Source organism: Rhizorhabdus antheiae, from assembly GCF_049889055.1.
Taxonomy (GTDB): Bacteria; Pseudomonadota; Alphaproteobacteria; order Sphingomonadales; family Sphingomonadaceae; genus Rhizorhabdus.
In genome coordinates this window covers 63637-87850 of the sequence record NZ_JBLTWO010000002.1, presented here as the reverse complement: position 1 = coordinate 87850, position 24214 = coordinate 63637, and the positions used below count along the sequence as shown (strand labels likewise).

Here is a 24214-nt window from a genome sequence, read left to right as displayed (position 1 = left end):
TGATCAGGGGCGGCCGGCGTTTCGGTCGCCCTGCATCACTTGCCCCGGAGATAGCCGACGGCCAGCCATATCCAGCCGAGGATCAGCGCTAGTCCGCCCAGAGGCGTAACCGCACCCAGCCAGCGCGGCGCGCCGAAGGCCATGGCGTAGAGCGTGCCGGCGAAGATCGTCATGCCGAACAGGAAGAAGGCGGCCGTGCCCCGGCTCCGCGCGAGAATCGCCAACCCCGCGACGGCGTGGACGATCTGGTAGATCGAGCCGGTCGACAGCCATTCGGCCGCCTTGCCGCTCGCTCCATGCGTCCCATAGGCGCCGGCGATCACCGCCACCGCACCCGACAGCGCCAGCAGCGCGGCGAGGGCATCGCCCGAATTCTTAGCGCGTGCCATGATTCTGCTCCGTCTGCGCTTCGGTCGAAAGGTCGAGGCTGCGCTCATGGCTGAACATCATCTCGCGGTTGACCGTCACATCGCCCGACGCGATCTGCGCTTCGAGTCGCAGGCCGTCGCGGCGGCGATATTCGGTCTCGATCATCTCGATAGTCTCCGCCGTGAAGCCGAGCCGGTCGAGCGTCTCGCGGCCGAGCAGCACGGCCGATTCGAACAGCTCACGGACGGCTCCTGCCAGATCGAGCTTGCTCAGCGACATCATGTGAAGCCGGTCATAGGCGCGCACGAGGATCGCCGCCTTGGGAAAGGCTTCGAGAATGGGCTGCAGTTGCGCCTTGTCGAGGCCGTTGCCATCGACACAGAAGATGATCGCCTGCGCATCCGCCCCGCCCGCATTGCGGAGCAGGTCGATGCGGGTGCCGTCGCCATAGAAGACTTTTACGTCGAACTTCTGGGCGACGTCGATCTGTTCTACCCGCCGGTCGATCAGGGTGATGCGGACCCCGGCGGCGAGCAGCATCTGCGCCACCGTCTGCCCGAAGCGGCCATAGCCGACGATGATGACCGCCGGGCTGATCGAGCCATCGGGGCCGGGACGATCCTCGCGCGTCGGCGGGGGCGTCAGGCAACGGCGCGAGAACATCATCAGGAAGGGCGTGGTCGCCATCGACAGGGTGACGATGGCGCCGAACAGGCTGGCCGCTTCCGGCGCGATCAGCAACGCGCCCGCCGCCTGCGCGAACAGCACGAAGGCGAATTCGCCGCCCTGGCTGAGCAACAGGCCGAAGCTGAGCGCCGCACGCGCCGGCACGCCGAAAAGGCGCGCGACACCGAACATCACGATGCTCTTGGTGGCGACGACCGCAGCGGCCATGGCAATCACGAACAGCGGGCGTTCCATGACCACCTGCAGGTCGAGCAACATGCCCACCGCCAGGAAGAAGAGACCCAGCAGGATCGTGCGGAACGGTTCGACATCGGCCTCCAGCTCGTGCCGATAGGGCGAATCGGCGAGCATCACGCCGGCGACGAAGGCGCCGAGCGCGGTGGACAGATGAAGCATCTCCATCACCGCCGCCGCCGCGAGCACCGTGAAAAGGCCCGCTGCGACGAACAGCTCGCGCTCGCCCATATTGCCGATGAGCCGGAACAACGGATTGAGGATGAAGCGCCCGGCGAGGACCAGGCCGACGACCGCGCCGACCGTGTAGAGGCCGAGCAGCCATCCCGGAGGGGCGCCAGGCACCGGGGGCGTGCGCGAAAGCGTGGCGATGATCGTGATCAGCGGGATCAGCGACAGGTCCTGGAACAGGAGGACCGAAAAGGCCCGTTCGCCGGCGGGCGTGTTGAGGCGCCCGGCGGACTGGAGCATCGGCAACACCTGCGCGGTCGAGGACAAGGCAAGCGGCAGCCCGAGCGCGAGCGAGGCCGCCGGCGAGAAGCCGGTCGTCAGGTAGATGACCCCGGCGATCGCCAGCCCGCAGGCGACCACCTGCACCAGACCCAAACCGAAGATGTCGCGCCTGAGGCGCCACAATCGGTTAGGGTGAAGTTCGAGCCCGACGAGAAAGAGCAGCAGGACGATGCCCAGTTCGGCGATGCCGAGCTTGGCCTCCGCCCCGCCGATCAGGCCAAGCCCCTGCGGACCGATCAGCGCGCCCGCGACGAGGTAGCCCAGAGTCGCACCGAGGCCGAGCCGCCGGAAAACAAGCACCGATCCGATGGCAGCGCCGAGCATGACGACGCCGTCGCGAATCAGGAAAGCCTGGGATGCTTCGGTCATCGCGTCGGACTTTCCTGACTATCGGATGAGGTAGCGTCCTGAGCGGCGGCGGCAGCCTCGGCCACCGCCTCGAAGGCAAGACGGATCGACGGATGCCTCGCCGCATGCGGCCGCGCGGGCAGGAATATTTCCAGTCCCGGCCAATCACCCGCATCTTCGCGCTCACCGGCAAGGAAGGCGGCCAGCGCATCGCGCGCATGGGCCAGCTCGGCCGGGCTCCGCCCGATCGCATGTTCGCCCATCAAGGCCGCCGAGGCCTGGCCGAGCGCACAGGCGCGAACCTCCTGCCCCAGCGCCGCGACTCGCCCTTGCGGGTCGAGCGCGACATCCACCGTCACCCGGCTTCCGCAAATAGGGGATCGGCGCGAGACCGTCGCCTGGGGCTGGTCGAGTCGCTGCTGATGGGGAATGGCGGTCGCGAGCCGCAATATCTGCGCATTATAGAGCGTGGCCGACATGCCGTCCCTTTAGGACGATATCGCCGCCCCGTCATCCGCCCTGGGGGGAAAAAGGGGCGGCCGGACCGGCCTGCCCCATCCCGGCGGCGTCAGCCCTCGAGCTGGCGGATCAGCAGGCGGACGTCGGCGTCGAGTTCGGCGTCGGTCTGGCGGAGCTTCTCGATCTGCTTGACCGCGTGGATGACGGTCGTGTGGTCGCGCCCGCCGAAGCGGCGACCGATCTCGGGCAGCGAGCGCGGAGTCAGCTGCTTGGCCAGGTACATCGCGACCTGACGCGGGCGGGCGACCTCGCGGGCGCGGCGCGCGCTCGACATCTCGGCCTGGCGGATCCGGTAATGGTCCGACACCTTGCGCTGGATCTCATCGATCGTCACGCGGCGCTGATTGGCGCGCAAGATATCGGCGAGGGTCGCCTGGGTGAAGTCGATGTCGACCGGCTTGCCCGACAGTGCGGCGTAAGCGACGACGCGGTTGAGCGCGCCTTCCAGCTCGCGCACATTGGCGCTGATCCGGCGGGCGAGGAACATCACCACATCCTGCGGCACCTGCGCCTGCGGCATGCCCTGAAGCTTGCGGGTCAGGATGTTGAGGCGCAATTCGAAGTCGGCCGGGTTGACGTCGGCGACGAGACCCCAGGACAGACGCGACAGGATTCGGCTCTCGATCCCGTCCAGATCCTGCGGGCTGCGGTCGGCGCTGATCACCAGACGACGGCCGGCCGAGATCAGCTCGTTCATCGTGTGGAAAAACTCTTCCTGGGTCGATTCCTTGCCCGCGATGAACTGGACGTCGTCGATCATCAGCACGTCGGCCGCCCGCAGCTTCTGCTTGAAGCTGAACGTGTCCTTCGCCCGCATCGCCGAGACGAACTCGAACATGAACTTCTCGGCCGACATATAGACGACCTTCGCGCCGGGGTGGCGCGCGAGATAGTCATGGCCGATCGCGTGCATCAGGTGGGTCTTGCCCAGCCCGGTGCCACCGTGGAGGAAGAGAGGGTTGAAGGCGAGCTTGCCGCCCTCGGCCAGCGTCCGGGCCGCATTGTACGCGACTTCATTGGCCTTGCCGACGACGAAGCTGTCGAAGGTATAGCGGGCTTCGAGCGGGGTACCGCAGCGGAGTTCGGCCTCTGGCGCGCCAGCGGTCGATTCGTCGACAGGCGCTTCACCAGAGGTCGCGGAATCGGCCGAGAACAGCACCGGGCGCTCGGCGACAGTGCCGGCAACGATCGAAACCTGACGCACCTGCGGCAACAGGGCACGCCAGGCATGGAGCAGGTGCTCGGCGAAATGGGTGTTGGCCCAATTCGCCATGAACTCGCTCGGCGCGACCAGCTTGAGCAGGCCCTCGGCAAGATCGCACTCGCCCAGCGTCAGCGGCTTCAGCCAGCCGTCGAAGGTCCGCACGCCGATGCTCCGGCGCAACCCAGACCGAATTGTTTCCCAAGCCTGGGCGAGCGCGACGTCCACATCGGCACTGGCCGACGCCGCTCCGCTCATTCCCAAACCCAAACCGTCAGACACGCAGCATCCTTCCCGAGCGAACGCCGTCCGCCCCCCTGAAATCCGAACATCACGAAGGGCAAAGGCCTCCCTGATCCGAAGTCGACGACTCCGGAGCCCCCTTCTGAAAATCTCATTGAAGCCGTTGCGACAGATTCGCGCCCCGGCCTTGCAGGCACTCTATGAAGAAGCCGCAAAGCGGATCAAGAGCATCAATTTCGTCACAAGCCCGCAATATGGGCTTGACTCCCGATGGTACGGGCCTTCGCCTGTGGAAAAATATTTTATCGTCTATTTTCAGATATTTGAAACGACCATCTTAGTCAGGCTGGCAAGAATCACGATAATTCCGAGGGTTACGTTTTTGTGACCCGAACGTGACGAAGCCCGCCGGCAATATGCCGACGGGCTTCGTCGAAACCAGCCTTGGCCGTAGCGTTAGCCGAGCGCGGCAACCCGCTTCGACAGGCGCGAGAACTTCCGGGCAACGGTGTTCTTGTGCAGGACGCCCTTCGAGACGCCACGGAACATCTCGGGCTGAGCAGCGGCCAGAGCGGCCGAAGCGGCGCTCTTGTCGCCGGAGGCGAGCGCGGACTCGACCTTCTTCACGAAGGTGCGGATCCGGCTGACCCGTGCACCGTTGATCTCGGCGCGACGGTCGTTGCGACGGATGCGCTTCTTTGCCTGCGGCGTATTCGCCATGCTCGTTCAAACCCTAGCTATGATGACAGAAGCGGCGCGAGCGTTAAGCCCTCACCGGGAAGGCCGGCCCAATACACAGAAGCCCCCGCCCGGTCAACCTCGCAGGGCCCCTATTTCTGGCATTTGGAGCAGTAGAAGGTCGATCGGCCGCCATCGACGCGACGCTTGACCAGCGCCCCGCAATGGCAGGCTTCACCCTCACGGCCATAGACCAGCCATTGCTTCGCAAAATAGCCCAGTTCCCCATCGGGCCGGGCATAATCCCGCAATGTCGAGCCCCCGGCCTCGATCGCCGCGCTCAAGACGGTCCGGATCGATTCGACCAGCCGGTCGAGGCGCACACGCGACAACCGTCCGCCCATCGTCCCCGGCGCTATGCCGGTCATGTGCAGAGCTTCGCACACATAGATATTGCCGAGTCCGGCAACGATCCGCTGATCGAGCAGCAGCAGCTTTATAGGCGCGACCCGGCCGGCCAGCGCGCGCTCCAGATAGGCGCCTGTCAGGTCCGGGCCCAGCGGTTCGGGCCCCAGTGCGGCGAAGGGCGCGAAGGCTGGAAGCGCGTCGGCCCGCACCAGATCGACCGAACCGAATCGGCGGGGATCGCACAGGGCCAGCACATGGCCCTGATCGGTCTCCAATATCAGATGGTCATGCTTGCCGATCTCCGACGGGTCGATCCGCCATCGCCCCGACATGCCGAGGTGGAAGATCATCACATCGTCGCGATCGGTTTCTATGAGGCCATATTTGGCGCGTCGCCCGAGTCCGGTGACCGTGGCCCCGGTCAGGCGCTGGCGCAGGTCTGCGGGAAAGGGCCGGCGCAGATCGCTGCGCCGCGTTTCGACGCGGGTCAGGCGGTGGCCTTCGAGAGGGGGGCGCAGGCCCCGGACGGTGGTCTCGACTTCGGGTAGCTCGGGCATCGCCTGCCTGTACTGGAGTGCGCGCGACGGCGAAAGCATCGGCGACATGCCGCCGTCCCACCGATAGGAAACTTTGGGGAATCGGCGGAGACTCGGTTTGCCGTCGGGCCTGCCTGCCGCTAGAGCGTCGATCCATGACCGACATCGTTTCCTTCGGCTATGCCGACGTCACGCCCGAAGAGAAGACCGCCCGCGTCGGCGAGGTCTTCCGCAATGTCGCAAGCCGCTACGACCTGATGAACGACGCCATGTCGGGCGGCATGCACCGGCTTTGGAAGGATCGCTTCGTCCGCCGGGTGAAACCCCGCGCGGGCGAGGATATCCTCGACATGGCCGGCGGCACCGGCGATATCGCCTTTCGCCTGGCCCGCTCGGGCGCCGCGATAATGGTGTCCGACATCAATCCCGCAATGCTCGACGTGGGTCGCGAGCGGGCCGCCAAGCGCGGGATCGAAGGGCTGTCCTGGTCCGAGCAGAATGCCGAAACGCTGAGCTTCGAGTCTTCGCGATTCGATGCCTATACGATCGCCTTCGGCATCCGGAACGTCACCCACCGCGCGCAGGCGCTCGCCGAGGCGCATCGCGTCCTGAAGCGCGGTGGCCGCTTCTTCTGCCTGGAATTCTCTACGACCCTCTGGCCGGGCTTCAAGGAAGTCTACGACGCCTATTCGCACCGCATGGTGCCCAAGCTCGGCAAGATGCTGGCGGGAGACGAAGAGAGCTATCGCTACCTCGTCGAATCGATCCGGCGTTTTCCCGCCATGGAGGAATTTCGTGCGGAGATCGCTGCCGCAGGTTTCGTCCAGACCAAGGTCGAAGCGGTGCTCGGCGGGCTCGTGGCCATCCATAGCGGCTGGAAGATTTGACCGCCACGATCGTCCATCTCACCCGCCTGTTCCGGTGGGGCCGCACGCTTGCGCGCCATGGCGCGCTGCGGGGGATCGAGCGTGACCCGCTGGCGCCGTCCCAGATTCGACGGCTTGTGCGCATCGCGCGTTTCGGTGCACGCGTTCCCGAACGCCCGGCCTATGCCGACGCCTTCGAAGCGCTCGGCCCTGCGGCGATCAAGCTGGGTCAGGCGCTGGCGACCCGCCCCGATCTGGTCGGGGAGGATGCCGCTGCCGACCTGGGCAGATTGCAGGACGCGCTGCCGCCCGCCCCCTTCCAGCTGATCCGCAGCGCAATCGAACAGGGGCTGGGCAAACCGATCGAGTCGGTCTTTCAGTCGATCGAGGAGGTGCCCGTCGGCGCAGCCTCGATCGCGCAGGTCCACCGCGCGGTAACCACCGATGGCCGGACCGTCGCGGTGAAGGTGTTGCGTCCGGGCATCGAGGAAGACCTCGCCCGCGCGATCGAGACTTATGAATGGGCGGCCGCCCATGCCGAGACGATCGGCGGGGAGTTCGCCCGGCTTCGCCCGAGGCTCGTGATCGCCACTTTCCGCCAGTGGACGGCCCGCGAACTCGACCTGCGCCGCGAGGCAGCCTCCGCTTCGGAACTGGCCGAGAATATGCAGGCCGTGCCCGGCTTCGTCGTGCCGGCCATCGACTGGTCGCGGACCAGCCGCCGTGTCCTGACGATGGAGTGGATCGACGGCATCAAGATGGCCGACCGCGCCGCGCTCGTCGAGGCCGGCTTCGACCGCAAGGTGCTTGCCGCCAGACTGGTGCAGGCCTTCCTGCAGCAGGCGATCGCCGACGGTTTCTTTCACGCCGATCTTCACCAGGGCAACCTCTTCGCCCTGTCCGACGGCCGCATCGCTGCGATCGACTGCGGCATCATGGGGCGGATCGACCGCCGGGCGCGCATCTGGCTGGCCGAGATTCTGCACGGCCTGATCACCGGCAATTATCGCCGCGTCGCCGAAATCCATTTCGAGGCAGGCTATGTCCCGCCGCATCACAATATCGGCGAGTTCACGACCGCGCTGCGCGCCGTCGGCGAGCCGATCCGGGGGCTGCCGGCCAAGGATATCTCGATCGGGCAGATGCTGGACGGGCTGTTCGGCATCACCCGCGACTTCGACATGCCCGTCCAGCCGCATCTCCTGCTGCTGCAGAAGACGATGGTGATGGTCGAGGGCGTCGCGACCACGCTCGATCCCGATCTCAACATGTGGGACACCGCCGAGCCCTTCGTCCGCGAATGGCTGCGGTCGGAGCTTGGCCCCGAAGTCTGGCTGGCCGACCGGCTGGTCGACGATCTGCGCACCTTCGCATCGCTGCCCGACCTCATCCGCCGGATCGAGGCGCGCTTCCCGGCGCCGGGCGGAGCGCCGCCGCCACCGCCGCTGCGTGAGGTGCAGGTCATCCGCATCGGCATGGGCTGGCGCTATGCGGCCACCGCATTGCTGGCGGGCGCGGCTGGCGCGGCGGCGATGCTTCTCCTAAGCTGATCCCATGATCGCGCCCCGGATATTGCTGATCGTCGGCGGCGGCATCGCGGCCTACAAGGCGTGCCAACTCGTGCGTCTCATCCGCAAGGGGGGCGGCAGCGTGCGCTGCGTGCTGACCGAGGCAGGCGCGCAGTTCGTCACCCCGATGACGCTCGCAGCGCTGTCCGAGCAGGAGGTCCACACCAGTCTGTGGGACCTGAAGAACGAGACCGAGATGGGCCATATCCAGCTCAGCCGCGAGGCCGATCTCGTTGTGGTCTGCCCCGCGACCGCCGACATGATGGCGAAGATGGCGGCCGGCATCGCCGACAATCTGGCGACCACGCTGCTGCTGGCGACCGACAAGCCGGTGCTCGCGGTGCCCGCGATGAACGTCCGCATGTGGCTGCACCCCGCGACCCAGCGCAACGTCGCGCAGCTGCATGCCGACGGGATCATCGTGATGGACCCGGACGAAGGCGCGATGGCCTGTGGCGAGTTCGGCCCCGGCCGGCTGCCCGAGCCCGAGATGGTCTGGCAGCGTGCCCTGACGATGCTGGCTGCGCCGCGCCAGGCGCCCCAACCCGGCCTCAAGGGCGGGCCGCTCGCGGGGCGGCATGTGATCGTGACCGCAGGTCCGACGCATGAACCGATCGACCCGGTCCGCTACATCGCTAACCGTTCCTCGGGCAAGCAAGGCTATGCGATCGCCGGCGCACTGGCCGCTGCCGGAGCGCGGGTGACGCTGGTCTCCGGGCCCGTGACGCTCCCTACGCCCGCCGGCGTTCACCGCATCGATGTGGAAAGCGCGCGCGAGATGGCGGCTGCGGTCGACGCAGCCCTGCCCGCTGATATCGCAGTGATGGTGGCGGCGGTCGCCGACTGGCGCGCCGAGAGCGCCGCCGGGCAGAAGATCAAGAAGGATGGCTCGGGTGCGGCGCCGACGCTCGCCCTTGCCGAAAACCCGGACATTCTCGCAGGGCTGGGTCAGAGCCAGTTCAAGCCCCGCCTGCTGATCGGCTTCGCCGCCGAGACCGAGAAGGTCGTCGAGCATGCCGTCGCCAAGCGCGCGCGCAAAGGCGCGGACTGGATCGTCGCCAATGACGTGTCCGGCGATGTGATGGGCGGCGACAGCAACAGCATCCATATCGTGACCGCGACCGGGGTCGAAAGCTGGGAACGGCTGCCCAAGGATCAGGTCGCCGCCCGCCTCGTTGCAAGGATCGCCGATGAGTTCGCCTGACATCGCCATTCGCCTCAAGCGCCTCGACCATGGTGCCGGCCTGCCGCTCCCCGCTTACGCGACCGACCATGCCGCAGGCCTCGACGTGGTTGCGGCGGAGGACGTCACGCTGGCACCCGGCGCGCGCCATGCCGTGGCGACCGGCTTCGCCATCGCCATCCCCGAAGGCTATGAGGTGCAGGTCCGCCCGCGCTCCGGCCTGGCACTCAAGCACGGCATCACCTGCCTCAACACGCCGGGCACGATCGATGCCGATTATCGCGGCGAGGTGAAGGTCATCCTCGCCAATCTGGGCGATGCCCCCTTCGAGGTTAAGCGCGGGGAGCGGATCGCGCAGCTGGTGCCTGCCGCCGTGCAGCGAGCCAGCTTCGCCGAAGTCGCCGAACTCGACGACACCGCACGCGGCAGCGGTGGCTTCGGATCGACCGGTCGCTGAGGGCGCATGGCGCTGACCGACGGACAGCTCGACCGCTATGCACGGCACATCATCCTCAAGGAGGTCGGCGGCGCGGGGCAACAGGCGCTGCTGAACGCCTCGGTGGTCGTTGTCGGCGCGGGCGGGATCGGATCCCCGGTCGTTCAATATCTTGCCGCAGCGGGCGTCGGGCGGCTGCGCCTGATCGATGATGATGTGGTCGACCTGTCCAACCTGCAGCGTCAGACGATCTATGGGATGAGCGACATCGGCCGACCCAAGGTCGACGCCGCAGCAGATTGGGTGCGGGCTGCTAATCCCGATGTGACGGTCGAGCCCATCCAGGCGCGGATCGATGCGGGAAATGTCCTGGACCTGCTCGCGGGCGCCGATACGATCATCGACGGCTGCGACAATTTCGCGACGCGGCTGGCCGTATCGGATGCCTCCGTCGCTTTGCGCATTCCGCTCGTGTCGGCTGCGGTCGGCCAGTTCGACGGACAGTTGGCGACCTGGCGCGGCTGGGAGGCTGACCAGCCCTGTTATCGCTGTCTCGTCGGGTCGGACCCGGCGCGCGACGAGCTCAGCTGCGCCGATCAGGGCGTGCTCGGCGCGATCACCGGGATCATGGGCAGCCTCGGTGCGTCCGAAGTGCTGCGCGTCCTCACCGGCTTCGGCGACGATCCGGCCGGCAGGCTGCTGCTGGTCGACGCGCTCGCCTTCCGGTTCCGCACGATCAAGGTGTCGAAGGACCCTGCCTGCCGATGCGCGGCCTGATCCTGCTCGTCGCATCCGGCGATCCCGAGCGGCTGCACGCCGCTCTGAGCCTCGCCGCCGCTGCCGCCGCCAGCGGACGCGACACCTCGGTCCATCTGCACGAACTGGCCGTCGGCTTGCTTGCTGCGCCGCTGATCGCGCCCAGCGATACCCGTCGACAGGCTGTCGGCCTGCCCACGCTCGCACAGATTTTCGAAGAAGCCCTGGAATTGCGAGTCGTGGTCAGCGTCTGCCAGAGCGGCCTTGCGCTTCACGACCTGTCGCTGGATCGACTCGATGCCCGGATCGATGTCCGGGGCCCTGTGTCGATCGTCACGACGAACGAAGAAAAGCTGGTTTTCTAACCGCGGTCAGAGCGCCGGCGCGGGAATGAACGCGACATAGCTGTCGGGCAGACGATGTTCGCGGGCGGGAATCGACGGCAGCGGCAGATGCCGACCGTAACGCCCCAGCATCTGCGCATGCTGTTGCAGCACCTCGGCAGCAGCGACCTCGGCCTCGATCGCCGAAGACCCATAAGCCCGGCAGTGCGGAATATCGATGAAATCGGCCTGGTAGAAGCCACCCTCGCAATGAACCCTGGCCGGATAGAGCTCCAGACCCTTGAGATAGATGCCCATGCTACGCCACCCTGTTTTGGATCCTCTCCGATGGCTTTCGACTATGGTTAACAGGGCTTCGTGACAGGATGGTAATTCTTCGTAAGACCTTCGTATAATGTTCAAAATCGACTGCACCAGGCCCGACACCCCTTGGTTCCGTAGGGTAAGGCGCAAGGGGGTGCGGGTACCCGCAACACCTTTGTACAGGGGGCTTAGCCTAAAGGATGGGAGCCGCCCGGTCAGCCCACGCGGCGAGGGAGATAGCGACTCGGGTCGACCGACCCAAGCGACTCGGGAAGAGAGGTCCCCAGCAGAATAGCGGCGCCGATCGCGGCGGCTGCGGGGGCGGTCTGGATGCCGAACCCACCCTGCCCTGCAAACCAGAAGAATCTGTCGCCAGGTTCCGCCGGGCCATAGACGGGGACCCGATCAGGGGCGAAGCTGCGCAGCCCTGCCCAAGCCCGCTCCTTGCGCGCGATCGACCAGTCGACCACCTGTTCGAGCCGGTCGATGGCCCGCGCGACGTCGATCTCCTCAGGCGCCACGTCGCAAGGGTCGATCGGTGTTTCGTCATGCGGGGACAGCCACAGCCGCCCCCCCGCCTCAGGCTTGAAATAATAATGCCCTGCGGCGTCCATCACGAGCGGCATGTCCGGCCCGGTCGCAGGCTTCACGGCAAGTTGGACCATGGTCCGACGCAAGGGAGAGATGCCGAGCGGTTGCTGGCCGGCGAGGACCGCCACGGGATCGGCCCACGCGCCAGCCGCGTTGACGAGGATGTCGGCGCGCACCTCGCCGGCTGCCGTCGTCAGGAGCCATCCACCGGCGTCCCGCTCGGCCGAAAGCAGCCGGGCGTTCGTCCTCAGGTCCACGCCAGCGCGGCGCGCTTCGGCCAGATAATGCGCGTGCAGCGCGGCGACGTCGATGTCGCGGCAGGTCGGTTCGGCCAGCCCCTCGTCAAAGCCTGGCCGCAAGCCGGGGATCCGTTCTTCGAGCATGGCCCGGTCGAGGCGATCCAGCCGCACCCGACCAGCGAACTCGGCTTCGAGCCGGTCGAGGTGACGGCCATCGCCGGGCGCCGCCAGATGCACCGCGCCCCGGTCACCGAGAAACCCGCCATATTCGAGGAATAGGAAGGATGCGCTCGTCAGCGGCTGCACCGCCGGGCCGCCATAGGTTTCCGACCAGAAGGCGGCAGATCGGCCGGTGCTGTGATAGCCGGCGACGTCCTCCGCCTCCAGCAAAACGATCCGCGCCGCCTTGCCCAGGGCCGCGGCCAGGCTTGCGCCCGCCATGCCGGCACCGACGATCGCGATGTCCGCCTTGTTGATCGGCTCGTTCATGGTCCGCGTTTAGATTTTGGTAAGCGCGGCCGTCTACCCTTCTTAACCATGCCCACACAATTGCCCGACCTGTTCGGCATTCTCCTGGCCGTGCTGCTGCTGATGGCGGCATGGACGGACATCCGTTCGCGGACGATATCGAACGAACTCAATGCGGCGATTGCGATTTTCGCCATTGCCTTCTGGTGGGCAGCGGGCGAGCCGCTCTGGCCCGACGTCGCACTCCGTATCGGTCTGGCGCTCGGCCTGTTCCTGCTGTTCGCTCTCCTCTTCTTCTTCCGGATGATCGGCGGCGGCGACGTGAAGATGATCGCAGCCCTCGCGTTGTGGCTGCCTGCGCAGGCGCTGCTGCCGATGCTGACGGTCATGGCGCTGTCGGGCGGCGTGATCGCGGTCATTCTGCTGGTGCGGCAGCGCTGGCGCCCCAATGCCGCGAAGCCGGAGCTCCCCTATGGCGTCGCGATCGCCATGGGCGGGCTGTGGGTGATCGCAAACGGGTTGTTAACCACAACGACCGCATAGCCCGGACGGGGTCCCGTTTCGGGACAGTCCTTATGGCCCGGAAACGGGCGAGAACGGGTCTTGAACAATGGATGCCAGGAAGTTGCTGCTTCTGATCATGGCGCTCGTGATGGCGGGGATTTCCGCCGTCGTCTTCCGCTCCATGTTCGGCGGACAAAGCGAAGCGGAGGCCGCGCCGACGGCCGTTGCAGTGGCACCGCAGCCCAGCGGCCCCGAAGTCGCCGTCGCGATCCGTCCGCTTCCGGTCGGCACGATCATCAGCCCCGAAAGCATCCGCTATCAGCGCTGGCCCGCCGAGCTGGTCGGCAACAGCTATTACATCAAGGGGCAGAGCGACCTCTCCGCGCTCAACGGCTCGGTGGTCCGCTATGCGATCACCGCCGGTGCGCCGCTGACCCAGGGCGCGCTCGTCAAGCCGGGTGATCGCGGTTTTCTCGCCGCAGCGCTGGGCCCGGGCATGCGCGCCATTACCATTTCGGTCTCGGCGCAGTCGGGCGTCGCCGGCTTCGTCTTTCCCGGTGATCGCGTCGATCTGATGCTCACGCAGGAAGTACCCGGCGGCGGCGATGGCCCGCCGCTCAAGGCAGCCGAGACGATCATCCGCAACCTGCGCGTGCTGGCGACCGACCAGCGCACCGACAAGACGGTCGACGAGGAAGGCAAGACGGTCGTCGCCAACACCTCGAACGTCACGATCGAGGCGACCCCGAAGATCGCCGAGAAGATTGCGGTCGCCCAGTCGATCGGGCAGCTGTCGCTCGCGCTGCGCTCGATCGCGGACAATCGCGCCGAACTCGAGGAACGGATCGCCAGCGGCAACGTGAAGCTGCCCGCCGACGCCGATCCTCAGACCGAGCGGCAGATGCTGCTCGAACTCACCTCGCGGCCGGTCGACGACAATCCAAGCTATACCGTGGGCGCCGATGTCTCGCGCTTCCAGCGGTCGAGCGTGCCGCCCCGGCCATCTGGTGGCGCGCAGACAACCCCGGTCGCACCGGCACCATCGCAGTCCGGCGTACGCGTCGCGCGTGGTAATGCGGTAACGCTCAGCACGGCGGGGGCCAAGTGATGCGCCGCGCCATCGGAACCCTGCTGCTGGCCTCGGTCGCGCTCTCGCCCGTCATCGCCGAGGCGGCTGCAGTACGCGGCGCCACGACCGTTCGCACCGCGACCATCAGCCGACCCAGCGACACGCTCACCCTGTCGATCGGCTCGGGCGAGATGATCGCGCTGCCGACTGCCATGACCGACCTTTTCGTTGCCGACGACAAGATCGCCGACGTCCAGGTCCGCTCCTCGACGCAGCTCTATCTGTTCGGCAAGGGACCGGGCGAGACCGCCGTCTATGCTACCGACCGGGCCGGAAAGGTGATCTGGTCCTCGATCGTCCGCGTAGGCGCGAACATCAGCAGCGTGGATACGATGCTGAAGCTCGCCATGCCCGAAGCGGCGATCACCGCGACGACGATGAACGGCATCGTGCTGCTGACCGGCACCGTCGACAGCCCCAGCACGGTCGCCGAGGCCCAGAAGCTGGTCGAACAGTTCGTCGGCAAGGATACGCAGGTGGTGAACCGCCTGAAGTCGGCCGTGCCGCTGCAGGTCAATCTGCAGGTCAAGATCGCCGAGGTCAGCCGCGAGTTCGCCAAGTCGATCGGGGTGAACCTGCTCAACCGCGACACGACCGGCGGCTTCCTGTTCGGGATTGCGCAGGGCCGCAGCTTCGGGAGCATCACGAACACCGACATCAGCAGCCTGCCCCGCATCGACGCGTCCTCGCAGTTCGGCTTCCCGACCGGCACGCTGTCGCTGCCTTTCAATCCCGCGACAGGCCAGTTCGTGGTCTCGCCGGGAACGACCTATAATCTCAGCTCGCTCGGCAAGGGTGCAGGATCGGGGACCTCGCTCGGGCTCGCGGGGAAATTCCTCGGCCTCGACATCGCCGCGGCGCTCGATCTGGCCGAGGCTGACGGCCTCGTTTCTACCCTCGCCCAGCCCAATCTGACCGCGATCTCGGGCGAAACCGCGAGCTTCCTCGCCGGCGGCGAAATCCCGATCCCGCTGTCGCAGGGGCTCGGCGCAGTTTCGGTCGAGTTCAAGCAATATGGCGTCAGCCTGTCCTTCACGCCGACCGTGCTGGCCGATGGCCGCATATCGCTGCGGGTCCGCCCCGAAGTGTCGCAGCTGACCGACGCCGGATCGGTGCGCCTGTCCGGCTTCACCATCCCCGGCATCACCACGCGTCGTGCGGAAACCACGGTGGAGCTCGGCTCCGGCCAGGCCTTCATGATCGGCGGCCTGATGTCGAACGGCCAGAACAGTAGCGTCGACAAGGCGCCTCTGCTGGGCGACCTCCCGATCCTTGGCGCGCTGTTCCGCTCGAGCGCGTTCAAGCGCAACGAGACCGAGCTGATGATCGTCGTCACGCCCTATCTCGTGAAGCCGGTCTCGCCGCAGCAGATCGCGCTACCCACCACGGGGATGAAGGCTGCGACAGATGCCGAGCGCTTGATCGCCGGACAGACCTTCATGGGCCGCTCCGGCGCTCGCGACCCTGCGCCAAGACTGGTGCCGCCGCGCACCGTTCCCGCAACCGAGCCGCCCTCGGCCGCGCGGCAGCAAGCCGTGCCCGACGCCGGCTTTTCCACCAATTGACCGGCATGCGGGAGAGCCAGATGCGCGCGCCTATCATCCTCATCGCTATGGGCCTCGCCGTCGTGCTGGCGGCGCCCGCCGCCGGACGCTCGAACCGGGGCGTCGAATCGGTCCATCAGCCGATCGTACAGCGCAGCGATTTCACCCTCGACGTGCCCGCCGGCGACCTCACCGCCGCCGATCGTGCGCGGGTGCTGCAATGGTTCGATGCGCTCGGTCTCGACTATGGGGACAGGGTGAGCGTGGATACGGGTGCGTTTCCGGGCCGGGCCAATGCGGCGATCGCGCCGCTCGTGGCGCGCTATGGCCTGCTCATCAGCGACGGAGCGCCGGTGACGGCCGGCGCGCTGGCACCGGGCCATGTGCGGATCGTCGTCAGCCGCTCGGTCGCGGCGGTTCCGGGCTGTCCCGATTTCAGTGCCGCGTCGCAGCCCAATTTCACCGGTGGAGCCTCGAGCAATTTCGGTTGCGGGATCAACTCCACGCTCGCGGCGATGGTCGCCAATCCCGAAGATCTGGTGCGCGGGCAGCGCGGACGCGGCGACACGGCCGACACCGCAGCCAAGGCGATCAAGGTGTGGCGCGACGCGGTGCCGACCTCGCAGAACGGCCTGAAGATCGAATCGACCAAGGGGGGCGGAGAATGAACGCGCCTTTCAATGCCAAGCAGCAGCAGACCCGCAATCCCTTCGCGGCCTTCGTCACCGACGATCTCAGCGCCGAACTGCTGAAGCCGCTGGTCTTCGAACTCGGCTGGCCCCCCGAATCGGTCAACAAGGGCGGCCTGCGCGCGGCCATCCAGTCGCTTTCGGTCTCGGCCAGCCCGACGATCCTGCTCGTCGACCTCAGCGAATCGATCGATCCTCTCAACGACGTCAACGCCTTGGCCGAGGTGTGCGAGCCCGGTACGATCGTGATCTCGGCGGGCATGGTCAACGATGTGCGGCTCTACCGCGAACTGCTCAACAGCGGCATCCAGGATTATCTGCTCAAGCCCTTCACCGCCGACCAGATCCGAGACGCGCTTGCCCAGGCGCAGATGATCCTGATGGGTCCGCGCCATGGCATGGCGGAGGACGCCAAGATCCACACGATGACCGCCGTCATCGGCGCGCGCGGCGGGGTCGGCGCCTCGACCGTCGCGGCTTCGCTCGCCTGGCTGATGGGCGAGGCGGCGGAAATCAGCACCGCGCTGCTCGACCTCGACGTGCATTTCGGCACCGGAGCGCTGGCGCTCGACCTCGAACCGGGACGCGGGCTGACCGATGCGATCGACAATCCCGCGCGCATCGATGGGCTGTTTCTCGAACGCGCGCTGGTCAAGGCCAATGACAAGCTGTCGGTGCTGTCGGCTGAGGCGCCGATCAACAACCCGATCATCACCGATGGCGGCGCCTATTTTCAGCTGCAGGAAGAGATGAAGGGCGCCTTCGAGTGCACCATCGTCGACATTCCCCGCATGATGATGGTGCAGCACCCCCACCTGTTTCACGAAGTGCAGTCGGTGGTGCTGGTCGTCGACCTGACTCTCGCCGCAACGCGCGACACGATCCGCATCCTCGCCTGGCTCAAGAACAACGCGCCGCAGGCCGGTGTGCTCGTCGTCGCCAACAAGGTCCATCCGAGCCTGACCGAGATCGGCCGCAAGGATTTCGAGAATTCGATCGAGCGCGAGATCGACTTCCTGCTGCCCTATGACCACAAGCAGGCGGTCAACGCCGCCAAGCTGGGCAAGCCGATCGCCGAAGCGGGCAAGAGTTCCAAGCTCGGCCAGGCCTATCAGCAGATGGCAGACAAGCTGATCGCGCTCTCGAACGACGATCCCGACGCAGAGAACCGCTCGGCCAAGTCCTCGCTCCTCGACGAGTTCATGGCGATCTTCCAGCCCAAGTCGAAGATTGCCCGGAAATGACGTGCCGGGGATGAACGTCACATGCTGACGATCCTCTTCCTGATGGTCATGGCGGTCGTCATGACGGTCTTCTTCTATGTGCTGGCCCGGCCGCCGGCGCAGCGCGCGCTTGCGCGGCGGCTGTCGACCGTGCGCGGCCGCTACAATGTGTCGGGCGAGCCGCCGGTCAACGAGCAGGTCCGCAAGCTCCTCGCCAGCCGCGCGACCGTGCAGCAGCGCCCCAGGACGCTGGTCAACCGCTTCCTCCCCGACCCCGCCGAGATCATCCGGAAGATGGAAGCGGCGGGCAAGAAATGGACGCTCCGCCAATATTTCATCGGCTCGGGCATCGCATTCGCCCTGCCTCTGTTCGGCCTGACCATTGCCGGCCTGCCGGTGTGGATGGCGGCGATCGTCGCGATCGCGGCGGGGCTCGGCCTGCCGCCGATGCTGCTCGACATGCTCGCCAAGCGGCGCCTCGACCAGTTCACGCAGCGCTTCCCCGATGCGATCGACCTGCTGGTACGCGGGCTGCGCGCCGGTCTGCCCGTGGCGGAGACGATGGCTGCGATCGCGTCCGAAATCGAAGGCCCCGTCGGCAGCGAGTTCCAGGCGGTCAGCGACCGGATGAAGATCGGCCGAACGCTGGAGGCCGCGCTGCAGGAAACTGCCGATCGCCTCGGCACGCCCGAGTTCCAGTTTTTCGTCATCACCCTCGCCATCCAGCGCGAGACCGGCGGTAATCTGGCGGAGACGCTGTCGAACCTGTCCGAGGTGCTGCGCAAGCGCATGCAGATGAAGCTGAAGATCGCGGCGATGTCGTCCGAATCCAAGGCATCGGCCTATATCATCGGCGTTCTGCCCTTCATCGTATTCGGCCTGATCAGCTTCATCAGCCCGACCTATATGGGGAGCTTCTTCACCGACCAGCGGCTGGTGATCGCGGGCATCGCCGGGCTGGGCTGGATGAGCATCGGCGCGTTCATCATGCGCCAGATGATCAATTTCGAGATCTGAGGGCATGATGGAGCACAGCGTCAGCCCCCATTTCTTCAGCACGCTGCTCTCGATCGGCATCGCGCTCGCGACCGCCGTGGTCATGCTGATCGTCGGACACCATCTCGTCCGCTCCTTTGCGCGCGATCCGATGGCGCGGCGCGTACGCGCGCTCAACGATCGGCGCGAGCAGCTCAAGGCCGGCGTCGCTGCCTCAAAGACGCGCCGCCGCGCCAAGATGGAGAAGAAGAGCAGCGTTTCGGTCGACCGCATGCGCGTCATCCTGGGCAGCATGAAGATGCTGCAGGATTCGCAGCTCAAGACGGCGACGCTGAACCTCGCGCGGGCCGGCATCCGGTCCAAGGACTCGGCGATCACCATCATCTTCTTCCGGCTGGTCGCGCCGATCCTGATCGGCGGCACGGCGGCGATCGGCGTCTATCTGCTCAACTGGTTTCCCGAAGCGAGCGCGCTCAAGCGCTACCTGATCGTCGCCGGGTCGCTGATCGCCAGCTACAAGGCGCCCGATATCTATGTGAAGAACCTGATCTCCAAACGGCAGACCGCGATCCGCAAGGCGCTGCCCGACGCGCTCGACCTGCTCGTCATCTGCGCCGAGGCAGGCCTGTCGGTCGACCTGGCCTTCAACCGCGTCGCGCGCGAACTGTCCAAGGCCTATCCCGAACTTGGCGACGAGTTCGCGCTCACCGCGATCGAGCTCGGCTTCCTGACCGACCGGCGGCAGGCGTTCGAGAATCTCGCAAACCGGGTCAATCTCGATTCGATCAAGGGCGTCGTCACGACGATGATCCAGACCGAGAAATATGGCACCCCCCTCGCCGCCGCGCTGCGCATCCTGTCGGCCGAGTTCCGCCACGACCGGATGATGCGCGCCGAAGAGAAAGCCGCGCGCCTGCCGGCGATCATGACGGTGCCGCTGATCGTCTTCATTCTGCCCGTGCTGTTCGTCGTCATTCTGGGGCCCGCCGCCTGCTCGATCAGCGACAATGTGATGAAATAGCCGCCCCCCGCTCCGCGCCGTGTGCGGAACGGATGAGGTGCCCGGCGGTTCTAACCCTCACTGATAGGAGGGCAGTCGATGCCGGCATTCACCACCAACCAATGGATCATCGTCGCGCTGGTCTTGCTTCTGGGCTGGCTGCTCGGCCTGCTGACCCTGTCGGGCAGCCGCAAATGGAAAAAGGCCTTCCAGAACGAGCGCGCCGCGCGGGTGACCGCCGATGGCGAGGTCGTCCGGCTCTCCAACGAGGTGGAGCGGCTGTCCGCCGAGCGCGATCAGAGACTGGCGGTGGAGAAGGAGCGCGACGCGCTGCTGGCCCGCAGCGCTGCCGCCAATGAGCGTATCGCCGAACTGGAAAAATATAGCCCCGCGATCGGCAGCCGGACGGCCGGCACCATCGCCGCCGCCGCCTCGGGCAAGCGGGACGACCTTGCCCGCATCTACGGCGTCGGGCGCAATGGCGAGGTGCGGCTCAACGAGCTCGGACTTCACCGCTATGTCGACGTCATCCAGATGTCGCCCAACGACGAAGCCTCGCTCGAAGGCTGGCTTGGCATGGCACCAGGGACCATCGCCGAAGAGCGCTGGCGCGAGCAGGCCGACATGCTGCGCCGGGGCGAATTTGACGAACATGCGCGCCGCTTCGCCTGAAGCGGCATCCGCTCAGCGCGTGAGCGCGGCGCGCCTGCCATAGGTCCCCCATCGCCATAGCCATTCGAGCGGGCCATAGGCGAAACTGCGGAACCAGATCCAGGCGAAGGCCGCTTCGGCGATCAGGATGGCGATCGCAACCAGCCAGAGTTCCGGCCAAGTGAGGCTGTTCCAATAGCCGAGCCCGAAGCCTGCAAAGATGCAGGCGCCGGCTATGCTCTGGCCGAGATAGAGGGTCAGCGGCATGCGGCCCATCCGCTCCAGCACAGCCATCGCGCCAGCTATTGTCCCGAGCCGCCAGATCGACAGGAAGAGCGAGAGATGCCCGAACGTCATCAGCAATCGCGCCGGCTGGTCGACGAAAGCCGAGAAAGTCGTGGGCGCGCTTCCGCCGGGCCAGATCAAGAGCAGTTGCAATAGCCGCAGCGAAAGCCCGCCGCCGTAGCAGATCGCCAATATCCGCAGGAGGGGCATCGTTCGGCCTTCGCCGCGGAACCAGTCGAGCTTGTGGAACGCCATGCCGAGCAGGACGAACATCAGCGCATCGCCGATCCAGAAATAGAGAAAACCGCTCTTCGCCCAGATCCAGCTGACGAGCGTCATATAGGCGAGACTGTCGCCATAGCTGCCCAGCCGGGCAGCCCCTTCACGGGTCAGCATCGGCGCCGAGTAGACCATGTCCACCGGCCGGATTCCCGGCGCCTCGACCGCGCCCCAGGTCGACAGGAGCAGCATGACGATCCCGGCCAGCCCCAGCAGACGGGCCGGGGGCAGACGCCGAAAGCAAAGCGCTATCGCACCGGCCAGCGCATAGGTGACCAATATGTCGCCCGGCCACAAAAGCAACGTAGCGTCGACGATGCCGAACAGCAGGAGCAGAGAAAGCCGGCGGAGCATCGCCGGCAGCCGCTCCTCCTCGCTCCCGCCGCCCAGGAATAGAAGCAGGCCGACTCCGAAAAGGATCGAGAACAGGCCGCGCATCGTGCCGGTCAGGAAAAGCTGGCTGATCGTCCAGATCTGCCAGTCGGGATTGGCCAGCGACGGATCGCCGAGCGGCCGGTTCATCGCGATCGGCCCGCCCATGTCGATGATGTTGACGAACAAGATGCCGCAGAGAGCGAAGCCGCGAAGCGCGTCGAGCAGGCCTAGCCGGCTCGATGCGGCGACGGGTCGGAGCGGAAGCATGTCCCGGTGGTAGCGCCTCCGAAGAGAGGCGTCACCTCACCGCATGCCGCAGATGAACGGCGGGAGGACCGGGCCGCTCCCGCCCTCCCTGCCCGCTTACTTCCGCGCCTTGAGCGCTGCCTGGGCAGCAGCGAGGCGGGCGATCGGCACGCGATAGGGCGAGGCCGAGACATAATCGAGGCCGATCTGCTCGCAGAAGGCGATCGACGCGGGGTCGCCGCCATGCTCGCCGCAGATACCGAGCTTGATGTCGCCGCGCGTCTTGCGTCCGCGTTCGGCAGCAAGCTCGATCAGCTCGCCGACGCCTTCGATGTCGAGGCTGACGAACGGGTCCTTGGGATAGATGCCCTTGTCGACATAGGCCGTCAGGAAGCGGCTCGCATCGTCGCGGCTGACGCCCAGCGTCGTCTGCGTCAGATCGTTGGTGCCGAAGGAGAAGAACTCGCCGACTTCGGCAATCTCTCCCGCCTTGAGCGCGGCGCGCGGCAGTTCGATCATCGTCCCGACCAGATAATCGATCGTGCGCCCCTTTTCGGCGAACACGGCCTGCGCCGCCTTGTCGATCACGATCTTCATCAGTTCGAGCTCGCGACGGGTCGCGACGAGCGGGACCATCACCTCGGGGATCGGGGCCGCGCCCGACTTCTCGGCGACGTCACAGGCCGCCTCGAAGATCGCCCGCGCCTGCATCTCGTAGATTTCGGGATAGGTCACACCGAGGCGGCACCCGCGATGGCCGAGCATCGGGTTGAACTCGTGCAACTCGGCCGCGCGACGCTTGAGCGCCTCGACGCCGATGCCGGTTGCGGCCGCGACGTCGGCGAATTCCTCTTCCTCATGCGGCAGGAATTCGTGCAGCGGCGGATCGAGCAGACGGATCGTCACCGGCAGGCCCGCCATGATCTCGAAGATCTCGGTGAAGTCCTTGCGCTGCTCGGGCAGCAGCTTGTCGAGCGCGAGGCGGCGGCCCTTCTCGTCCTCGGCCAGGATCATCTGGCGCACGGCCGTGATGCGGCTGGCGTCGAAGAACATATGCTCCGTCCGGCACAGGCCAATGCCCTCGGCACCGAAGATGCGCGCGGTCTTGCAGTCGAGCGGGGTTTCCGCGTTGGTGCGGACCTTCAGGCGGCGAACCTCGTCGGCCCAGCCCATCAGCGTACCGAAATCGCCCGCCAGTTCGGGCTGCACTGTCGGCACGGCGCCCAGCATCACCTCGCCGGTGGCGCCGTCGATGGTGATGATGTCGCCCTCGCGGACCTCACGGCCCGACACCCGGAACAGCTTCGCCTTGGCGTCGATCGCCAGCGTGCCGACGCCCGACACGCAGGGACGGCCCATGCCGCGCGCGACGACCGCCGCGTGGCTGGTCATGCCGCCACGCGCCGTCAGGATGCCCTTGGCGGCATGCATGCCGTGAATATCCTCGGGGCTGGTCTCGACCCGGACGAGGATGACGGCATCGCCCAGTTCGGCGCGCTTCTCGGCGGTCTCGGCGTCGAACACGACCATGCCCGATGCGGCGCCCGGCGAGGCCGGCAGGCCCTTGGCGATCACGTCGCGCGGCGCCTTCGGATCGAGCGTCGGGTGGAGCAGCTGGTCGAGCGCCGACGGGTCTACGCGGGCGACGGCCTCCTCGCGGGTGATCAGGCCCTCATTGGCCATGTCGACCGCGATCTTGAGCGCGGCCTTGGCGGTGCGCTTGCCCGAGCGGGTCTGCAGCATCCACAATTTGCCCTGCTGCACGGTGAACTCGATGTCCTGCATGTCCCGATAATGGGTTTCGAGCAGGTCGAACACCTTGGCGAGCTCGCCATAGACCTTGGGCAGCGCCTCTTCCATCGACGCTGGCTTGGCGCCCGCCGTCTCGCGCGCGACCTTCGTCAGATATTGCGGGGTGCGGATGCCGGCAACGACGTCCTCGCCCTGCGCGTTGATCAGGAACTCGCCATAATAGGCCCGGTCGCCCTTGGACGGGTCGCGGGTGAAGGCGACGCCGGTGGCGGAGGTGTCGCCCATATTGCCGAACACCATCGCCTGGACGTTGACCGCGGTGCCCCAGTCGCCCGGGATGTCGTTGAGGCGGCGATAGACCTTCGCGCGCTCCGACTGCCACGACTTAAAGACCGCGCCGACCGCGCCCCAGAGCTGCTCGTGCACGTCCTGCGGGAAAGGCTTGCCCCACAGTTCGACGACGATGTCCTTGTACTTCGCGACCAGCGCCTGCCAGTCGTCGGCGGTCAGCTCGGTGTCGAGCGAATAGCCCTTGTCTTCCTTGGCGATCTCGAGCGCTTCCTCGAACGCGCCATGGTCGAGCTCGAGGACCACGTCGGAATACATCTGGATGAAGCGGCGATAGCTGTCCCAGGCGAAACGGGCATCCTGCGACACGGTCGCCAGACCGACGACGGTCTCGTCATTGAGGCCCAGGTTGAGGACGGTGTCCATCATGCCCGGCATCGAGACGCGCGCGCCCGAGCGGATCGAGACCAGCAACGGGTCGGCGGCGACGCCGAACTTCTTGTTCGTGATCGCCTCGATATGGGCGATGCCGTTGGCGACCTCGGCCTTCAGGCTGTCGGGAAAGCGCTCGCCCTCCTCATAGAAGCGACGGCACATCTCGGTCGAAATGGTGAAGCCGGGCGGAACCGGAAGGCCGATCGAAGCCATTTCAGCAAGGTTCGCACCCTTGCCGCCCAGCAGATTCTTGTCGCCCTTCCCCCCGTCGGAGACGCCGCCACCGAAACGATACACGTACTGCGTGGTCATATAGTCGTCACTTTCC

The 24214-nt window shown here is 66.5% G+C and carries 24 protein-coding genes; 14 read left to right on the top strand and 10 right to left on the bottom strand.

From position 1 onward, the window contains the following. Positions 1-35: 35 nt before the first annotated feature. From ACNI3R_RS04755 to mutM, 6 genes are all read right to left on the bottom strand, one after another. Positions 36-389: a DUF423 domain-containing protein gene (locus ACNI3R_RS04755; RefSeq protein ID WP_426180403.1), complete on the bottom strand. Its 354-nt coding sequence runs from the start codon at positions 387-389 to the stop codon at positions 36-38. Then, positions 376-2172 (bottom strand): cation:proton antiporter domain-containing protein, encoded by a 1797-nt coding sequence (locus ACNI3R_RS04750; RefSeq protein WP_426180401.1) that lies wholly within the window; start codon positions 2170-2172, stop codon positions 376-378. The genes ACNI3R_RS04755 and ACNI3R_RS04750 overlap by 14 nt, the downstream gene beginning before the upstream one ends. Beyond that, positions 2169-2630 (bottom strand): iron-sulfur cluster assembly scaffold protein, encoded by a 462-nt coding sequence (locus ACNI3R_RS04745; RefSeq protein ID WP_426180399.1) that lies wholly within the window; start codon positions 2628-2630, stop codon positions 2169-2171. Before ACNI3R_RS04745 ends, ACNI3R_RS04750 begins: the two co-directional genes overlap by 4 nt. Before the next feature lie 89 nt (positions 2631-2719). Next, positions 2720-4129 (bottom strand): chromosomal replication initiator protein DnaA, encoded by a 1410-nt coding sequence (dnaA, locus tag ACNI3R_RS04740; protein ID WP_426180397.1) that lies wholly within the window; start codon positions 4127-4129, stop codon positions 2720-2722. Positions 4130-4570: 441 nt separating this feature from the next. After that, on the bottom strand, positions 4571-4834 hold the full coding sequence (gene rpsT, locus ACNI3R_RS04735; protein ID WP_426180395.1) for a 30S ribosomal protein S20: 264 nt from the start codon (positions 4832-4834) through the stop codon (positions 4571-4573). 110 nt (positions 4835-4944) lie between these two features. Beyond that, the gene (mutM, locus tag ACNI3R_RS04730) at positions 4945-5757 is read right to left on the bottom strand and encodes a bifunctional DNA-formamidopyrimidine glycosylase/DNA-(apurinic or apyrimidinic site) lyase (RefSeq protein WP_426181444.1); all 813 of its coding nucleotides are present in this window, start codon (positions 5755-5757) and stop codon (positions 4945-4947) included. Positions 5758-5891: 134 nt separating this feature from the next. On the opposite strand from mutM, the gene ACNI3R_RS04725 reads away from it, so the two are divergent. From ACNI3R_RS04725 to ACNI3R_RS04700, 6 genes are read left to right on the top strand one after another with little or no spacing between them, the layout of a single operon-like run. Further along, a complete protein-coding gene (locus tag ACNI3R_RS04725) occupies positions 5892-6623 on the top strand; it encodes a class I SAM-dependent methyltransferase (RefSeq protein WP_426180392.1) in 732 nt (243 codons plus the stop codon). Next, entirely contained in the window at positions 6620-8152 is a 1533-nt protein-coding gene (gene ubiB / locus ACNI3R_RS04720; protein WP_426180390.1) for a 2-polyprenylphenol 6-hydroxylase, read from the top strand. The genes ACNI3R_RS04725 and ubiB overlap by 4 nt, the downstream gene beginning before the upstream one ends. Positions 8153-8156: 4 nt before the next feature. Beyond that, positions 8157-9374, top strand: a complete 1218-nt coding sequence (gene coaBC / locus ACNI3R_RS04715; RefSeq protein ID WP_426180388.1) for a bifunctional phosphopantothenoylcysteine decarboxylase/phosphopantothenate--cysteine ligase CoaBC — start codon at positions 8157-8159, stop codon at positions 9372-9374. Further along, positions 9361-9810 (top strand): dUTP diphosphatase, encoded by a 450-nt coding sequence (gene dut, locus ACNI3R_RS04710; RefSeq protein WP_426180386.1) that lies wholly within the window; start codon positions 9361-9363, stop codon positions 9808-9810. The genes coaBC and dut overlap by 14 nt, the downstream gene beginning before the upstream one ends. A 6-nt stretch (positions 9811-9816) precedes the next feature. After that, positions 9817-10566, top strand: a complete 750-nt coding sequence (locus ACNI3R_RS04705) for a HesA/MoeB/ThiF family protein (protein WP_426180384.1) — start codon at positions 9817-9819, stop codon at positions 10564-10566. Further along, a complete protein-coding gene (locus ACNI3R_RS04700; protein ID WP_426180382.1) occupies positions 10554-10910 on the top strand; it encodes a DsrE family protein in 357 nt (118 codons plus the stop codon). The genes ACNI3R_RS04705 and ACNI3R_RS04700 overlap by 13 nt, the downstream gene beginning before the upstream one ends. 6 nt (positions 10911-10916) lie before the next feature. Here ACNI3R_RS04700 and ACNI3R_RS04695 read toward each other — a convergent pair whose 3' ends face one another. Together ACNI3R_RS04695 and ACNI3R_RS04690 are read right to left on the bottom strand one after the other, a co-directional pair. Then, the gene (locus ACNI3R_RS04695) at positions 10917-11186 is read right to left on the bottom strand and encodes a type II toxin-antitoxin system HicB family antitoxin (RefSeq protein WP_426180381.1); all 270 of its coding nucleotides are present in this window, start codon (positions 11184-11186) and stop codon (positions 10917-10919) included. 221 nt (positions 11187-11407) lie between these two features. Next, a complete protein-coding gene (locus ACNI3R_RS04690) occupies positions 11408-12511 on the bottom strand; it encodes an NAD(P)/FAD-dependent oxidoreductase (RefSeq protein ID WP_426180379.1) in 1104 nt (367 codons plus the stop codon). A 48-nt stretch (positions 12512-12559) separates the two neighbouring features. Between ACNI3R_RS04690 and ACNI3R_RS04685 the strand changes: the two genes are divergently transcribed. The 8 genes from ACNI3R_RS04685 to ACNI3R_RS04650 all read left to right on the top strand — a co-directional run bounded on the left by ACNI3R_RS04685 (position 12560) and on the right by ACNI3R_RS04650 (position 20247). Then, positions 12560-13033 (top strand): A24 family peptidase, encoded by a 474-nt coding sequence (locus ACNI3R_RS04685; RefSeq protein ID WP_426180377.1) that lies wholly within the window; start codon positions 12560-12562, stop codon positions 13031-13033. Between the two features lie 67 nt (positions 13034-13100). Further along, complete coding sequence (cpaB, locus tag ACNI3R_RS04680) at positions 13101-14102, top strand: Flp pilus assembly protein CpaB (RefSeq protein WP_426180375.1); 1002 nt, start codon at positions 13101-13103, stop codon at positions 14100-14102. Continuing rightward, the gene (locus ACNI3R_RS04675) at positions 14102-15688 is read left to right on the top strand and encodes a type II and III secretion system protein family protein (protein WP_426180374.1); all 1587 of its coding nucleotides are present in this window, start codon (positions 14102-14104) and stop codon (positions 15686-15688) included. The genes cpaB and ACNI3R_RS04675 overlap by 1 nt, the downstream gene beginning before the upstream one ends. Before the next feature lie 20 nt (positions 15689-15708). Then, positions 15709-16335: a CpaD family pilus assembly protein gene (locus tag ACNI3R_RS04670; protein WP_426180372.1), complete on the top strand. Its 627-nt coding sequence runs from the start codon at positions 15709-15711 to the stop codon at positions 16333-16335. Then, positions 16332-17600 carry an AAA family ATPase gene (locus ACNI3R_RS04665; protein ID WP_426180371.1) on the top strand — a complete coding sequence of 423 codons (1269 nt, stop codon included), beginning with the start codon at positions 16332-16334 and terminating at the stop codon, positions 17598-17600. Before ACNI3R_RS04670 ends, ACNI3R_RS04665 begins: the two co-directional genes overlap by 4 nt. 21 nt (positions 17601-17621) lie before the next feature. After that, positions 17622-18596 carry a type II secretion system F family protein gene (locus ACNI3R_RS04660; RefSeq protein WP_426180370.1) on the top strand — a complete coding sequence of 325 codons (975 nt, stop codon included), beginning with the start codon at positions 17622-17624 and terminating at the stop codon, positions 18594-18596. Positions 18597-18603: 7 nt separating this feature from the next. After that, on the top strand, positions 18604-19596 hold the full coding sequence (locus ACNI3R_RS04655) for a type II secretion system F family protein (protein ID WP_426181442.1): 993 nt from the start codon (positions 18604-18606) through the stop codon (positions 19594-19596). Between the two features lie 78 nt (positions 19597-19674). Continuing rightward, positions 19675-20247 carry a hypothetical protein gene (locus ACNI3R_RS04650; protein WP_426180368.1) on the top strand — a complete coding sequence of 191 codons (573 nt, stop codon included), beginning with the start codon at positions 19675-19677 and terminating at the stop codon, positions 20245-20247. Positions 20248-20259: 12 nt separating this feature from the next. Here ACNI3R_RS04650 and ACNI3R_RS04645 read toward each other — a convergent pair whose 3' ends face one another. Together ACNI3R_RS04645 and ppdK are read right to left on the bottom strand one after the other, a co-directional pair. After that, positions 20260-21432 carry a DUF418 domain-containing protein gene (locus ACNI3R_RS04645; RefSeq protein ID WP_426180366.1) on the bottom strand — a complete coding sequence of 391 codons (1173 nt, stop codon included), beginning with the start codon at positions 21430-21432 and terminating at the stop codon, positions 20260-20262. A gap of 96 nt (positions 21433-21528) precedes the next feature. Next, entirely contained in the window at positions 21529-24198 is a 2670-nt protein-coding gene (ppdK, locus tag ACNI3R_RS04640; RefSeq protein ID WP_426180364.1) for a pyruvate, phosphate dikinase, read from the bottom strand. Positions 24199-24214: the final 16 nt, after the last annotated feature.

Excerpts from the sequence above, each read along its gene's own strand:
- ACNI3R_RS04705 (WP_426180384.1), top strand. The coding sequence starts at position 9,817 with ATGGCGCTGACCGACGGACAGCTCGACCGCTATGCACGGCACATCATC.
- dut (WP_426180386.1), top strand. The coding sequence starts at position 9,361 with ATGAGTTCGCCTGACATCGCCATTCGCCTCAAGCGCCTCGACCATGGT.
- ACNI3R_RS04700 (WP_426180382.1), top strand. The coding sequence starts at position 10,554 with ATGCGCGGCCTGATCCTGCTCGTCGCATCCGGCGATCCCGAGCGGCTG.
- ACNI3R_RS04690 (WP_426180379.1), bottom strand. The coding sequence starts at position 12,511 with ATGAACGAGCCGATCAACAAGGCGGACATCGCGATCGTCGGTGCCGGC.
- ACNI3R_RS04665 (WP_426180371.1), top strand. The coding sequence starts at position 16,332 with ATGAACGCGCCTTTCAATGCCAAGCAGCAGCAGACCCGCAATCCCTTC.
- ACNI3R_RS04675 (WP_426180374.1), top strand. The coding sequence starts at position 14,102 with ATGCGCCGCGCCATCGGAACCCTGCTGCTGGCCTCGGTCGCGCTCTCG.
- ppdK (WP_426180364.1), bottom strand. The coding sequence starts at position 24,198 with ATGACCACGCAGTACGTGTATCGTTTCGGTGGCGGCGTCTCCGACGGG.
- ACNI3R_RS04650 (WP_426180368.1), top strand. The coding sequence starts at position 19,675 with ATGCCGGCATTCACCACCAACCAATGGATCATCGTCGCGCTGGTCTTG.
- ACNI3R_RS04725 (WP_426180392.1), top strand. The coding sequence starts at position 5,892 with ATGACCGACATCGTTTCCTTCGGCTATGCCGACGTCACGCCCGAAGAG.
- rpsT (WP_426180395.1), bottom strand. The coding sequence starts at position 4,834 with ATGGCGAATACGCCGCAGGCAAAGAAGCGCATCCGTCGCAACGACCGT.
- ACNI3R_RS04755 (WP_426180403.1), bottom strand. The coding sequence starts at position 389 with ATGGCACGCGCTAAGAATTCGGGCGATGCCCTCGCCGCGCTGCTGGCG.
- ACNI3R_RS04655 (WP_426181442.1), top strand. The coding sequence starts at position 18,604 with ATGGAGCACAGCGTCAGCCCCCATTTCTTCAGCACGCTGCTCTCGATC.
- ACNI3R_RS04670 (WP_426180372.1), top strand. The coding sequence starts at position 15,709 with ATGCGCGCGCCTATCATCCTCATCGCTATGGGCCTCGCCGTCGTGCTG.
- mutM (WP_426181444.1), bottom strand. The coding sequence starts at position 5,757 with ATGCCCGAGCTACCCGAAGTCGAGACCACCGTCCGGGGCCTGCGCCCC.
- ACNI3R_RS04695 (WP_426180381.1), bottom strand. The coding sequence starts at position 11,186 with ATGGGCATCTATCTCAAGGGTCTGGAGCTCTATCCGGCCAGGGTTCAT.
- dnaA (WP_426180397.1), bottom strand. The coding sequence starts at position 4,129 with ATGAGCGGAGCGGCGTCGGCCAGTGCCGATGTGGACGTCGCGCTCGCC.
- ACNI3R_RS04745 (WP_426180399.1), bottom strand. The coding sequence starts at position 2,630 with ATGTCGGCCACGCTCTATAATGCGCAGATATTGCGGCTCGCGACCGCC.
- ACNI3R_RS04750 (WP_426180401.1), bottom strand. The coding sequence starts at position 2,172 with ATGACCGAAGCATCCCAGGCTTTCCTGATTCGCGACGGCGTCGTCATG.
- ACNI3R_RS04685 (WP_426180377.1), top strand. The coding sequence starts at position 12,560 with ATGCCCACACAATTGCCCGACCTGTTCGGCATTCTCCTGGCCGTGCTG.
- ACNI3R_RS04645 (WP_426180366.1), bottom strand. The coding sequence starts at position 21,432 with ATGCTTCCGCTCCGACCCGTCGCCGCATCGAGCCGGCTAGGCCTGCTC.
- cpaB (WP_426180375.1), top strand. The coding sequence starts at position 13,101 with ATGGATGCCAGGAAGTTGCTGCTTCTGATCATGGCGCTCGTGATGGCG.
- ACNI3R_RS04660 (WP_426180370.1), top strand. The coding sequence starts at position 17,622 with ATGCTGACGATCCTCTTCCTGATGGTCATGGCGGTCGTCATGACGGTC.
- coaBC (WP_426180388.1), top strand. The coding sequence starts at position 8,157 with ATGATCGCGCCCCGGATATTGCTGATCGTCGGCGGCGGCATCGCGGCC.